This is a genomic window from Algoriphagus mannitolivorans DSM 15301 (assembly GCF_000429425.1).
Taxonomy (GTDB): Bacteria; Bacteroidota; Bacteroidia; order Cytophagales; family Cyclobacteriaceae; genus Algoriphagus; species Algoriphagus mannitolivorans.
The window spans coordinates 24364-38134 of sequence record NZ_AUBV01000010.1; the positions used below are offsets into that span (position 1 = coordinate 24364).

Here is a 13771-nt window from a genome sequence, read left to right on the forward strand (position 1 = left end):
CAGTAAGCTGGGCTCCATGGATAAAACCTCACATAAAGGTAATTTTTAGCCCGCTTCGGTCTTCGGACTTCCAACCGCCAAACCAATGTGATTTTGGGTGGTGGTGCAATTACGGATAATCATAATTTTTTAATTCAAAGGTGCAAATCCAAAAGGAATTGCTGCGGCTCCACACCAAATAATGGCATGGTTAAACTTTGAATCCGGAAGACCGGGCAAAGCGAAGAATTGTTCCCCGGGTTTTCCAACAATGGAGACCAATTGAAAGGTGCTTGAGGAATTTAGGTTAAGCGTTTGGGAAGTGGCCAAATACACGGTAACTGTTCCTGTGCTAAATTTGGTTGTGAAATTTTCTGATAATCTGAGAAAGTATTTACCGGCATTATCCTTAACTATTGAGACAGTTCCGATGGTATTGGTTGAACTTTGTGCGGTCAATGTTCCTGATTTGATCAAATCCAATTGACCCGTGACCATGGTATTGTCGTCTGGAGCACTAGGATTCCCATCCTCACTTCCGCAGCTTACTAAAAGAGAAAGCACAAAGGCTAGACTTGCAAGTTTGAGGTAATTTTTCATATCTGATAGATTTATAATGTTTCAAGATTTCTAAAGAGTATTCTACCCCTGCTATACGTGATTTTGTTTTGAGATTTTAGTCCGGCAAGAACCATGCTCACAGTTTGTCGGCTCGTGTCTGTAAGAATTGCTAGGTCCTCCTGCGTCATAGGAAGTTTTAGGAGAGTCTCTTTTCCAAAATTTCTGCCCATCCTTAAGGCAAGGTCTTTCAAGGTAAGTTTGATTCTTTGCTCCGCATCTTGGAAAAGAATCCTTTCCAGTCTTGTTCTGACCTGTAAAATCTCTAATTGAAGGTTTTCCAGAATTCTCATCAATTTCAGCTGACTCGGATCCTCAAAAGGAATAAGCTCGACAACCGTATTATCTTCCAAGGCAATTGCTGAGTAGGAATGTTTTTTTCCCAGCTCTGTTTCTATTAGTTCACCCATCAATTCTCCCTGGATTTTAAAAGAAAGGATAGCCTTAGCTCCGGATTCATGGGTGCGGATGGTTTTAATTAAACCTGATTTGACGAGGTAATAGCCTTTAAATTCTTCATTTTGAAGAAAAAGGGCTTCATCTCTTTTTAAGGTTTTCAGGCAGGGGAATGAGCGATTCAATCCTGATGGTTTTGCTTGATTCATGGTTGCTTGGGTTTCCGTTCGTAATAAAATCCCAAAGAGAATGTTCCTGCTGAATAGAGGTTTTTTCTTTCATAAAGGAAGTCTGCATAATTACGGTAATTTAAAGACAGATAAATTCCCTTGTAAACCGGAATTGCTGCGCCAAAACTATAGCTCGTATATTCTGTACCATCCCCTCGTACAAAGTCTGTGGCTACGGGCACCTCTTGGTTCGAGGTCAAAGCATTAATTCGGCTGTTGACCCAAATCAGATCGGAGATTTTATATCCCAATTCTACTCCTAATCCAATTTGATTGGTAAAGCTTACACCTTGGTAGGAAGTCCTGTAATTATAGGCGCCAAAAAGATTCCCGTAAAGGGGAGTATTGGGTAAAGAAAAGGAAGCGGCCAAAGTGGTCCACACATTAAACTCCCCGTCACCGGAAGGCAAATTGATGGATTCGAAGTCATTGAGTTTGCTTTGAGCAAAGTTGTTGGCTTTTCCAATTGGAAACTCTGGCGCAACAGAAATGGAAAGCGGTAGATATTTTTTGAGAAGTGCCTGCTTGAATTCCAGTCTCAAATCTCCCAATCCGCTGACCGTCTCAGTAGAAGAAAATCCATTCCAAACCTGAAGGGGCCAATTTGCGATTACTGTTAACTTATCATTAAGCCCATATTCTCCATAAAAAACAAGAGAATTTTGCGTGAATTGATTGGTTTTTAATTCTTCACCACCCAAAGTAAAATAGTCATCCGAGGAAAATCTATTGAAGCTGAGTTGATAGAATCCCTCTTTTTTAGCTTTTGTCCACCCGCTTTGGGCCAGGGTTGTATAAGGACTTAGGATAGCCAAAAGTCCAAAAATAATCCCGGACCTTTGGATACGTTGAAATTGATTCATCATTTATTGAAGTCTTGCATTTCCAAAAGGCACTCCCACAGAACCGCACCATAAAATCACGTGAGTGTATTTGCTGGTAGAGGAGCCTGTTGGAATCGCGAAGAAATTTTCTCCTGATTTTCTAACCGGCCCCAAGGCCAATAAGTTTGGATTTCCGTTTCCAGGATCTGGAGTGAAAGTTGATGAGGTAGAAAGAAAAACAGTGACAGTGCCGGTGGCCAATGCAGTGTTGAAATTTGAACTGAAGGATAAAAACTCTTTTCCTTTGGAGTCCACGCCTAAATTGGCTGTACCTGTGGAACCTGCTCCGTTTTGATCCACAAAAGATCCCATTCGCTGGACTGAAAGTGATCCCGATGGAACAGTCGGGTCAATTATTACTGGTTCAGTATCGTCAGAACAGGAAACTAAGCCTAAAAAGGCTACATAAAATAACAAGAGTACTTTTTTCATGATAGATGGAGTTTTGGTTGTTTGTATGATTCAAAACTCGGATTTGACTATCACGAAATGATCACAAAAGAATAAAGCTTTATTTTGGGTCAAATAAGAAATCAAGGAATGAACTTCGAGGAATTCAAAGATTTAGAAAAGCCTGATTCCGCTTTCTCACCAGAGTTGCTGGCTCTTTGGTACGATGGAAAGGGAGACTGGAAAAGTGCTCATGATCAGGTCGATCATTTGGAAACTCGGTCTGCCGCCAGAGTCCATGCCTATCTACATCGCAAAGAAGGAGATAGCTGGAATGCGGATTATTGGTATCGACGGGCAGGGGAGAAGAGGCCCAATGGTACTTTGGAAGAAGAATGGAGGGACTTAGTCCTCCGGTTTTTGATCTGACTTGGGCAAGGGCTTCAGTACTATGTTGAGGCCTTCCAAATAATCCCCATCTGCCAAGGCTTTGATTTCGAATTCGAGCCTACCTGGAACAGATTCAGCCTGCATGTATTCTAATTGTTTTGGGTCCACTTGAAGGGTGTATTTACCGGGAAGAAGGGAATAAGTGTAAAAACTTCCATCATTGAAAGTTCTCAATATAAGTTCTTTACCATCTGATTTGGAGGTTAGAATCAATCTTAATCCTCCCAAACCGGTGGAAGTATTACCTTTTTCAAAAAACACGTAACCATCAATTATTCCAGTTTGATAAAGTGGAACATCAATCAGTTTAAGTCGATTGGGTTCTGCAATGAATCTAAAGCTTTTCTGCTTTGGTGCTAAATTGGGATTAGGAAGGGAGGCAATATCTACGTCCATCCGGTAATTCCAATAGCTCTGAAGTTGTGTAATTCTCAACAACCCGTCTGATCCTATTACAATATTTCCAGATCTGTCCAACCTAACTGCTTTAGCTGAAACTATTTCCTCTCCTTCATCATAGATTGAGTTTTCATTTGAATCTATAAACAATCTTACAGTCACTCCTGAGCGGGTTATTTGGTCTCTATTGGAAGGGATAAGGGTCTTCCCTCCTGGATCATAGGCAATAGATCCACTAAGACTCTGCTGGAACTGATATCCTGTAGTTCTTTTTGTGAATTGGGTGGAGGTTCTCAAAGACGAAAAGTCATATAAGAAGCCAATTTTAAATTGTCCTTGCTTAAAAATAAAATCCCGGTCATAGCCAAGGGTAAATCGACCGTTTTTAAATAGAGTTTGAGATAAAAGCAAGCTGATAGATTCTGATCTTTCAAACAGAGTAGAGTAGCGATACTGTCCTCTTAAGAACATACCTCTCACATAAACCGGGATACTCGGGGTCCTTGGTAGTGTATAGGTTAAAGAGCCAGTTAAAATTCCTAAAAGGTCCAGGTTTGGATTTTCGGCATTGGTTGGATTTCCTCTTTTTCCTCCTCGATAGTTTACCCTAAAGACTATTCGATTTATCTGAGTGTTGAAATCAAGTTGATAATTAGAATTAGCCACTCCATTGTTATACCAAAGCCGCTCTCCAGTTATCCTGAAACCTGAAAATTTTTTAGCGATCTGAAAAGGGAAAAAATAATTCAAACTCGCATCTCTGCTAAGACCAGAGGCATTTAAGGAGGAGTTGGTATTGTATTCAGTGAATTGAGCATTAATTGAGGTATTACTCGCATAAAAAACACTACCAGTCGCCCTATAATATCGGTCTGGCAAGGCATCAATATTGATGAGATATTGCTGAAAAATCCGCGCTGAAAGTCCAAAGACACTATAAAATGGATTTTCTCCAAATACTTCACCTCGGTCCACACCGGCCCTTACGGTCAAAGCATTTGTAATTCCATAAGCAATGTCCGCATGAGTTGCCAAAGTGGTTCCAACTGAATCTTGACTAAACTGAGGAAGTCCGGACTGAAGGTTATAACCCACAAATCCTTTGGGAAGAAAGCTAAATGGAATTTGAATTTGTCGGTCTTCTACGATCACTTCTCCTCTCGGCGTGTAAATTCTTGTACTCAGTCTTACAGTTCCATAAGTAATTGGAGCATTGAAGCGATAATAGCCCACCTCATTTGCTCTGGTAAAATCAACCAACTGCCCACCAATTAATAATTCTACCTCGGAATCTGGGGCAGTAGTCCCGTCGATCACGAACGTGTCTAATTCTAGCCTAGGGATTACGGGATTGTTGGTGACTGACAAACCCAATAAATTGACTGAATTAGTCAGACCAGAAGTATTTACCTGACCGATACTTAGACTGGAAATTGCAGCATTTCGTTCAGGCACCATTCCTCCGGGAAAGACATATCTCCATCTTATCCCTGCGAAAGAGGATAGAATATTGCTGGATTGAAAATTGCCAATGTAGGTTCCTTGTAAATCCCCTGCCAACAATTCCATACCCAGATTGAATTGAGCTCCTATATTTGAGGAAAGGCTTGATTTATTATAGGTTAGGTTGTAATCGAAAACGCCGAGACTCAGCATTTTTTTTTCCCTTGGAAATAGCAATGGGCTGGTAAGTGTATCCAGATTTCCCAGTCTATTTTGGAGCTGAGTACGAATCATCTCCCTTTTTTTCCGCTCTTCTATGGGTAAAGTAAATTCGGAAGAAAGGCTAATGCTCAGTGCATAGGTATTTATGGTAAAGGTGATCCCAAATATTTTTTGGAAGTATTCTGGGTGGAGGTATAAATCCAATTCCCCAATGTAGTAGTCGTCGGCAGGAAGTGAAATTGACTTTCCTTTTAAAAAAAACTGTTGAGTCACGGGATCTATTGACCATGAATCATTTTTACTTGGAAAAACTCCCTGAAGTCCTTTTCCGCTTGCAGTTTTTTCGTAAGGAATGTAAAGCAGGCTTAAAACTTCACCCAAAGGGAGAAAAGCGACATCTCCAAAAAAGGCTCCGTTGATGTATACATTTCCTACTGCAGGATAATTAAAATTAAGGAGTACCTCGCCGTCTGGTTCTTTTTGGGCATAAGTAGATTTACTTAACAAGAAAAAACAGAAAATCAGCAAGACTATTCTAAGCTTGCTTTGGATTTTCAGGCGAGTTAAGAAATGCATGAATTCGTTAGTATCCTTTGATCGTAAAAGGGATATTTTTTATTTCAAAGGAACAGTTTTAATTATAGGAGCACATTGAACCAAATCTCCCGATGGAATATCAGCTCTTTTGGTTTCATACTTCAGCTCTATTTGAGAGGCTGTAGCAACTTGATCTGGAGTAAGTTCAATCTCCACCGCGCGTAATCCCGAGTAATATAGGGCTACGGTTTGTTGAATTTCTTTGATGACTTCTCCTTGTGAGTTTTTCACGCTTGCAGTGACACTTCCTATAAATGGAGAATTGCCAGTGACTTTAAATTCAGGGATTGCACGAAATTTATTTTCGTTTAAAAGGATTTTCACTTCCCCGATTTCTAGACCAGTAGAAGTTTGTCCTACTTTTTGAAATGCAGCTATGATCTGGTCAAATTGGAAATTTACCTGCGTAGTTACTTCGTCGGTATTAGTTTGTTCAATATCCGGCGTTTGTGGATTAGAAGTGATTTTGATTCTGGTGAAATAAGTTCCAGCTGAGGCTGATCGATCGGGTCTGACTTGAAGTCGGATCGTTTGCTGCTGTTGAGGTGCCAAAATAAAAGTTCTTGGAAAGGCACGAACCCGATCTCCAAATCCATTTTGCAAGGCTCGTACACTGTCCCCATATACCATTTTTAAATTTCCCAGTTCATCATTTCCCGGGTATCCAAATTCAAATCCAATACTGATCTCTTGGGGGACATTGCCTGGGTTGGTGACAAATAAAGTTCCCACGCCGTTTTGGTCTATGAATACGGTAGTAGGAGCAAGCGAGATTTGAGCTTGTACATTGCAAATTCCAAAAAGGAAAAAGCTAAGAAGAAGGGTGATTAGCTGTTTTTTCATAGGATTAGGGGAAAACCCGGAGATATTTTATCTCCGGGTGATTTAAATTAATTGTATTCTACATTGATGTTGAAGGTGCCGGTATAAGTGCCAGTTGCTTGATTAACTAATGCAGGTATGGTGCCACCTACCCAGATAAAGAATACGCCATTTTCAATTTCAATGGTGTTTCCACTAGCAATAGCCGCAGCGGATGTCTGACCGGTATTCAGGGCATTACCCACGACTTCTGGAGTCATAACCATTGTAGCTGGAGTAGGATCGGTATTTGACAGGGTTACCGTTGCATCATAACTTACTGTGACTTCAGTATCGGCACCCGTAAGGTTGAATCTAGCGACATTGGTGATGGTACCGGTGTTTGCATTATCAGTACCATTGGCATCCAATACGATAGATCCAGGAGTGTTGGCAGAAAGATTACCAAAGGCGATTTCATTCTGAGTACCATCAAGATCAATAGTCAAATCCGCTAGTACGGTTGCGGAAGCTGGAGCAGAGGTAAATTTTTGTGCCTGAGCAGCGAAACCTAATCCAAGGGTTAGGATTAGGGCAAGGGTGCTTTTAATCATTGTTTTCATTTGTTGTTTAATTTAAGGGTTGTGTTTTGTTTAATTGTTTAAGGTTAGAACTGTTTAATAATTCATTTTCGATTGGGGAGCAGGTTTGCTCCTAAAGGTTAAAAGACATTTTTCATAGGCGTACTAGTTAAGTTTTAATGATCGTTTAAGGGTATTCTATAATTAATTTGATTCCTGAAATAATTGGAATTCCTACCCAAGCCCGCAGGTACATTGGAGTGGGATCAAGGTTTTTGATCAGCATTCTTTGATTTAGGATTTGTAGTTCCTGAATTCCTGTGGATAGTAGCTGAGATTTTTCAAAATCTGAAGTACCATTATTTAGGAAATAAGCCTCAAAAGGTGGCTCTATTTTTCTTTGTGGTTCTTCTACTTTCAATAGGAAATTAAGATTCTCTCTGGTGGAAATACTTATCCAAGCCTTGGCTTTGTTTTTTTCCCATGAGCCTCCAATTAATGGCTCATAGGAAGGAGAATCCATGATTACCCCCGCAGGGATTTCCAGCTTTATGTTTACCACCTGAGCCTCAAGCCTACATGAGCATAGGAGGAGAATTACCAAGCCATATGTCTTTAAACTTTTAATCATAGCTGTTGAAAAAGACATTTAGGTTGATGGTACCTGTATAATTGCCTGCAGGAATAGTTCCGATTGGCCCCAATTCTCCATACAGGTAAACAAATGCTTTAGCTTTTATTCTTGTCTCTGATCCAGATAGAGGGGTAGGAGGTGGGCCGGGAGCGCCTGAAGCCCTGCGATTTACAGGGAAAGTGACATTGTAAAATCCTGTAGGCAATTCAATGGCATTTGCTTTTCCACTGTTCTCATCCACAGCTCTCTGATTATTATAAGCCATTTTAATTTGAAAAGGGATAGTTTTGGTTGGATCAGAATCCAGAGAAAGGACTGTTGGAGCATCCACTTCAACGGTTAAGTCAAAATTTTCTGGGGCTTCGATTGCAAAGGCAATTGCACCAACATCATTGAGATTAATGCTGATAGCAGGACTATTTTGGACAATAATGGCCTGTTTTTGATTGAAGTCGAGTGTCGGGGATGCCATGACTGAGGTGATTATTATGTCATCACTTCCTGTCCAAGTGCTAAAGCTAATTCTTTGGGAATAGCTTGAATTGACCACACAGAGAGTTCCAGCTAGTAAAGCCAGAAGCATAAAAGGGCGATATGATTTCTTACACTTCATTAGATATATTCTAATTCAATAAGAAATTCAGAGAGGTAAATTCCCGGTGTGGCCAAAGAGACATCCAAGACGCCTCCTAACCAAATAAAGAATTCGCCTCTTTCGCTTAAAGAAATGTTTGCCTCGCCAACTGTCAAAAGAGTACTTTGGAATTGGGTGTCTTGAGGAGCTCCACTAATTTCAAATGTTGCATTTACTGTTCCTATTCCTTCTGATTGTTCTTTTAAGACTTCATTTTGGAGGTAGGTGACCCTAACTTTTGCTTTTGGATTTCCAGTGATCTTGAACATTCCAGAATAACTACTAGTAATTGGAGAAACGGTAATTTGATTTCCATTTATTCCCGGATTTACTAGATCAATATTTCTGATCGTCAACATCTGAAGGTTATCAGTGACAGTAGCAGAGGCTTTCACTGAAAGCGTGGCGATTCTTCCATTGATTTGAGCAATGGTTAATTGCTTCGCCAAAACGAAAAAAAGAAAAGTAAAAAGTACAGTTTTTAACCTCATTAGTTCTTGATCAGTTTTTGGGTGGCTTGGAAAGTTTCTGTCTTTAGCCTCACGATATAAATTCCTGCTGGCAAGTTCATGGCATCAGTAATCCATTCGATCTGATGGATTCCTTTTTCATAAAGTTGCGCAGGGTAATATGCGACGGACTGCCCCATCAGATTGGTGATGGTGATTTCAGCTTTATCATCATCGGGTAGGAAAAAGCGAATTTTGGTATGACTGGTGAATGGATTCGGGGCTGGGGTGAAAAGTTTCGGATTGTTCGGGAGGTAACCTATTTCCTGCCCATTTTGTTTGCTGATGTAAATGGTGAACGGCCTTGTGGGCCCATCTGTATTTTTCCTTGCATTTGCGGTGACCTCTCCAGTGGGAAAAGGGGATTGGAAAATACCGGCCTTAGGTAGATCAAATGGATTGTCAGAATTATTCGTTCTGGCATTGGATAATTTGGGAGCAGAGAAAGTAAAAGAATGAGATGAAACCTTCCTCATATCGATGGCTTTCTCCGAAATATGATCCATTAATATGAAGGAGAAGTCTTCCGAGATTTCCTCAGATAGAGTCCAGTTTAGGATATAATTTCCTCGATAAGGATTACCGTTTTTGGCTGCGGCAACATGAAGGGGGATGATTTTATTTTTTTCGCTTAGTGGATCAAGGTGATTGATTACCAAAGGTGTTTTTTGGGTAATCGAACCATAAGAATAAAGCAGTAACCAGTCGGAGGACAAAGGTTCGAGCTGAAATGCATCTTTAGGATCTGTGGATTCCGATCCATCCAGACCAAATGAGATAAAAGCTTCTTTGGTTAAAGATTCACCCATTAGAGATAATCTGAGGTAAGGAGTTGGTTCGGATTGTAACTGCCTACCAAAAAAGCTTTGGTTGGTTAAAGCTTTGGCGCCATTTCCGGTAAGTCTTAAAACTGGGCTGGGAGCATTTGCCTTGACCCAAAATGCCTGATAGGGAGCTATTACTCCACTTCCCAGTGTTCCTAGCGTTCCATTCCAAGTCAAGAAAGAGGAAGAAGCAGGATCCCAAACGTAGATGGTTTGATCCATATTGGTTTTAGCCCATCCAGTGGATGCATTCCAATCTAGATAGCTTGCCGTGGGATTGGCCACCAAGTTAAACCCTTCGTCAACTTGATTGACTTCTGTAATAGTAGTTTCAGTCTGGTCTAGCGAAGTGGCTCTTGGAGTGAAAGTTACCCCAAAATCGAAGGTCCCAGAACTTAGATTGATCTCGGTTCCGGTAAAAGTTTGGGTTAGAGGAAGATTATCGGAATAGTTTCCTGTAGCAGGAGCCGGTTTAGAATCTCCGTTGAAAATGTAGAAATAATGCCCTCTACCCACTGGAAAAGCATCACTGGCTTGACTGGGCATTCTCCAACCCTGCAGGGTAGTGCCCTTGTCTGTTTCATCCCACCATAGGAGGTTAGGCTGTAAGCTTGGATTGGTGGATCCTGGGAATCCTTGAGTTTCAAATCCAGTGCTGAAGGCCCCATAAGTGCTGGTGACAGGTGTTCCAATCATTCTCCAACCTTTTGCTCCGGTGAAAACCTGGCTAACTTCTAATCTTGGGTTTGATGAACTGTAATTGGCATAATTTGCTTGAGATTTTATGATTATCCTACTGCTTGGACCATTCGTGGTGAATGTTCCTCCAGACCGGATGATCATACTTTTGCCGGAATTGATCGTCAAGGTGTTAGGAGAGGTCAATACTACTATACCTCCAACCTGTTCCACACTCTCACTTACCAGTAAAGTGCCATTGATTGTTTTGGTCCCTGTACCGTCAAATTTCAGGAATGCGAATGAACCGGAATTAATCGAATTATTATTGGAGCCTTTAAACTCCACTGTGCTGCTGGTTCCCGGGTTAAAGGTTCCATTAAGGATCCAATTTCCGTGTACTTGCAAAAGTTGAGCTCCTGCAATTGAAAGGCTTGCTCCTGAAGAAATGGACAAGTTATTGGTGATCCCTCCTCCAGTTCCGATGATGGGTTGATTTGGAGCAGTCGAAGCTATGGAAACGTTGGTCGTAGAATTTGGAATGATTCCATTACACCAATTTGAAGAATTGTTCCAGTTCGAATCTACTATACCGAGCCAAGTACCCGTTGAGCATGCCGGAGGTCCAGAAGATACTGTTAGAATTCCTAAATCTGCGGTTCCAAAATATTGTGAATTTTTATTGGTAGCCGAAGAAGCTGAACTTCCATAAGTTCCTGCTGGTTGATCAAAAGTTCCTAATTTAAGTGTATTGGTGGTTGAATTGAGGGCTCCTAATCTAGCTATAGCTGATCCGGAAATAGTCAGATTGGACTGTATGGTCGTAGCTTGATTGAAAAATTTGTTACCAGAGCCACTTAGATCCAGATTAAAGAAGGAAGCATTGGAAATATTTTGATCCCCTGACCTCGAAAAAATAAAGGTACTTGTCCCAATATTCAGAGTTCCAGAGGTGGTGAAATTCCCATTTAATGTATGAGTAAATGCACCTGCAGAAAGAATTCCAGTGAGGGAAAGATCACCCATTATTGTCAAATTTCCTGTGGCGGTTTTTGTCCCAGACCCAGAGATTGTAAGGTTGTTGAAATTACTGCTGCTGATAGTACTAGCTGAATTTCCATTCAAATTGATGGTGGAGGTGTTTGGAGAAAATGTCCCAGCATTATTCCAGTTTCCTCCCACGGTATGAGTGAAGGCTCCAGCGGTGAAGTTGTTTGTGATGGACACATTCCCGGCAATGGCCAAGGCTCCAGTGGCGGATTTGGTGCCAGATCCGGAGAAAGTGACGTCTTGAAAATTGGAAGCCCCAATGTTAGCCGCGCCAGCCCCTGTAAAATCAATGGTGGAACCCGAGGCATTGAAAGTTCCGGTTCTGGTCCAGTTTCCTCCCACGGTATGAGTGAAGGCTCCAGCAGTAAAGTTATTGGAAATGGATGCATTTCCTGAAATAGTTAAAGCTCCTGTAGCAGTTTTTGTCCCAGATCCGGAGAAAGTGACGTTTTGGAAGTTGGAAGTCCCAATGGTAGCAGCATTAGCTCCTGAAAAATCAATCGTGGAACCCGTGGCATTGAAAGTTCCGGTTCTGGTCCAGTTTCCGCCTACGGTATGAGTGAATGACCCAGCTGTGAAGTTGTTTGTGATGGAAACATTCCCGGTGAGGGCCAAGGCTCCAGTGGCGGTTTTGGTGCCAGATCCGGAGAAAGTGATATTATTGAAGTTGCTGGAACCTATTGATGAAGGGCCAGTCCCGTTAAAATTGATGGTTGAGGTGCCGGGGTTAAATGTTCCCGAATTTGCCCAGTTTCCAGCAACATTATGGGTGAAATTGCCTGCGAAAAATGTAGTTCCTGAGCCTATCAGCACATTGCCGCCTATGGTAATTCCAGTAACGGCAGTAGTTGAGGTTGCTCCCGAAATTGTAAAGTTGCCTAGAATGGAGCTTGTTCCAATTTGGAGAGTTTTCGTGCCACTTCCGCTGAGGCTAAGGTTACAATAGTTGATTGGCCTGACAGTCTGATTTGCTCCGGAATAGTTTACCGTATTGGGGCAATTGGTAGTAGCGGCCAATCCAGTGATAGGATAGGTGCCTGTCAAATTTAATGTGGAATTGGTTCCCTGAGTTAGGGTGCCTGATCCATCTAAATTGGAGGTGGTTAGGGTCGTGTTATTGGTGTAAGTGCCAGTAATGCTTAGGTTGGAAATGGTTATGGGGGAACTTCCACTTATTGCCCTATTGGTACCCGAAAAAGTGTGAAGTCCGGAATTTGAGGTGAAATTCCCATTATTTATAAGGTCAGAGGAGAAGGTAATTGGCCCTGCACCTGATTCATTCCAAGTCGCTCCATTGCTGACGGTTACATTTCCGGTAAATGTTTTTGCTCCCGTACCGCCTAAAATCAGTTGACCACTGGATCCTCCTCCGATTTGGCTTGTGCCAGATACAGAAAAGGAGAAGTTGTTTCCAGTCGTTAGGGTTGCCTCGTTTTCAATATTTAAATTACCTCCAATTGATAAATTCCCCGAGCTTGTAGCAGAGACAGTACCTGAGAGGGTCAAATTCGCAGAAATAGAATTGAGGTTGGGAAGGGTTTTGGTTCCGGATCCTGAGAGAATAAGGTTGGCGTAAGGAGAGTTTCGTATTGTTTGGTCTCCTCCATTATATTCGACAGTACTCGAGCCCGAGTTAGTGAACTCAGATGTATCGAATATTCCTGTCAGCTTAAGAGATCCAGAGGAATTAATAATTACTCTCGCTGTCCCTAAGAAATTTCCTGACGTTCCATTATTGCTACCAGTGATGTTTCCTGTTGAAGTTACATTTCCACCAGAGTTGATAATTAAATTAGTATTACCAGACCCTCCCTGCCCTACACTTCTTACTCCTGGCAGCTGATCAATTGTCCCAGAAAAAAGATTGCCATTAACAATAATTTCCGTAGTGGAGACACTTCTATTACTCATACTGGTTCCTGACCCAATGGTCACTAATCCATTTCCACTGCCTACTATTAAAGTGGCTCCTGGATTAATGTTTAAGCTTGTTGTGCTATTGCTAGGTGAGTTTTGAAGTGATAATGAATTACATTCTGCATTTGTCGTGATGGTGACTTCAATACCGGCTTCTATTACTACATCGTTTGAAGTTGTGGGCACAGACTGACCACCCCAGGTAGCGGTGCTATTCCAATTTCCAGAGGATGATGCCCTCCGCTGTTGGCTTAAAGAAAAGTTGGATATCATCAATAATATCCCTAACACCAAAATGGTTTTAGCTTTAAAGCCAAAAATAAAATTCCGTAAAATTTTACTCATTCAAGGGTGCCAGATAAGATTAATCGTTGGGGTGAACAACTTGATTAATCCAAAACATGAACCGATTAAATATGTTTTTGACCAGTTGTCTGCTTGGATTCGATTGCTCGGCAACAAATAATGTGCTAGAAAATCCGTGTTCTATTTTTTTTTAGAGACAGTTTTTTGTCAATACTTAATAGAAATTGTA

12 protein-coding genes are annotated in these 13771 nt (G+C 41.4%); 1 reads left to right on the forward strand and 11 read right to left on the reverse strand.

Translation table 11 applies throughout. The annotated features are described in order from the left end of the window. Positions 1 to 129: 129 nt before the first annotated feature. From G458_RS0112595 to G458_RS0112610, 4 genes are read right to left on the reverse strand one after another with little or no spacing between them, the layout of a single operon-like run. Complete coding sequence (locus G458_RS0112595; RefSeq protein ID WP_026952216.1) at positions 130 to 579, reverse strand: DM13 domain-containing protein; 450 nt, start codon at positions 577 to 579, stop codon at positions 130 to 132. Between the two features lie 11 nt (positions 580 to 590). After that, on the reverse strand, positions 591 to 1202 hold the full coding sequence (locus tag G458_RS0112600) for a Crp/Fnr family transcriptional regulator (RefSeq protein ID WP_026952217.1): 612 nt from the start codon (positions 1200 to 1202) through the stop codon (positions 591 to 593). Then, on the reverse strand, positions 1199 to 2089 hold the full coding sequence (locus G458_RS0112605; RefSeq protein WP_026952218.1) for a hypothetical protein: 891 nt from the start codon (positions 2087 to 2089) through the stop codon (positions 1199 to 1201). The genes G458_RS0112600 and G458_RS0112605 overlap by 4 nt, the downstream gene beginning before the upstream one ends. Next, entirely contained in the window at positions 2090 to 2539 is a 450-nt protein-coding gene (locus G458_RS0112610) for a DM13 domain-containing protein (protein ID WP_026952219.1), read from the reverse strand. Between the two features lie 108 nt (positions 2540 to 2647). Here G458_RS0112610 and G458_RS0112615 point away from each other — a divergent pair, with 108 nt between their 5' ends. Then, on the forward strand, positions 2648 to 2926 hold the full coding sequence (locus G458_RS0112615) for a hypothetical protein (protein WP_026952220.1): 279 nt from the start codon (positions 2648 to 2650) through the stop codon (positions 2924 to 2926). Here G458_RS0112615 and G458_RS0112620 read toward each other — a convergent pair. From G458_RS0112620 to G458_RS0112650, 7 genes are all read right to left on the reverse strand, one after another. Then, positions 2903 to 5587, reverse strand: a complete 2685-nt coding sequence (locus G458_RS0112620) for a fimbria/pilus outer membrane usher protein (protein WP_026952221.1) — start codon at positions 5585 to 5587, stop codon at positions 2903 to 2905. The genes G458_RS0112615 and G458_RS0112620 overlap by 24 nt on opposite strands. 39 nt (positions 5588 to 5626) lie before the next feature. Then, the gene (locus G458_RS0112625; RefSeq protein ID WP_026952222.1) at positions 5627 to 6451 is read right to left on the reverse strand and encodes a fimbrial biogenesis chaperone; all 825 of its coding nucleotides are present in this window, start codon (positions 6449 to 6451) and stop codon (positions 5627 to 5629) included. A gap of 47 nt (positions 6452 to 6498) precedes the next feature. Continuing rightward, positions 6499 to 7032 carry a DUF4402 domain-containing protein gene (locus tag G458_RS0112630; protein ID WP_157359782.1) on the reverse strand — a complete coding sequence of 178 codons (534 nt, stop codon included), beginning with the start codon at positions 7030 to 7032 and terminating at the stop codon, positions 6499 to 6501. A 145-nt stretch (positions 7033 to 7177) separates the two neighbouring features. Beyond that, entirely contained in the window at positions 7178 to 7621 is a 444-nt protein-coding gene (locus tag G458_RS0112635) for a hypothetical protein (RefSeq protein ID WP_026952224.1), read from the reverse strand. Next, positions 7614 to 8207, reverse strand: a complete 594-nt coding sequence (locus G458_RS20750; RefSeq protein WP_051287260.1) for a hypothetical protein — start codon at positions 8205 to 8207, stop codon at positions 7614 to 7616. Before G458_RS20750 ends, G458_RS0112635 begins: the two co-directional genes overlap by 8 nt. A gap of 29 nt (positions 8208 to 8236) precedes the next feature. After that, on the reverse strand, positions 8237 to 8749 hold the full coding sequence (locus G458_RS0112645) for a hypothetical protein (RefSeq protein WP_026952225.1): 513 nt from the start codon (positions 8747 to 8749) through the stop codon (positions 8237 to 8239). Then, complete coding sequence (locus tag G458_RS0112650) at positions 8749 to 13581, reverse strand: T9SS type A sorting domain-containing protein (protein ID WP_084438865.1); 4833 nt, start codon at positions 13579 to 13581, stop codon at positions 8749 to 8751. Before G458_RS0112650 ends, G458_RS0112645 begins: the two co-directional genes overlap by 1 nt. Positions 13582 to 13771: the final 190 nt, after the last annotated feature.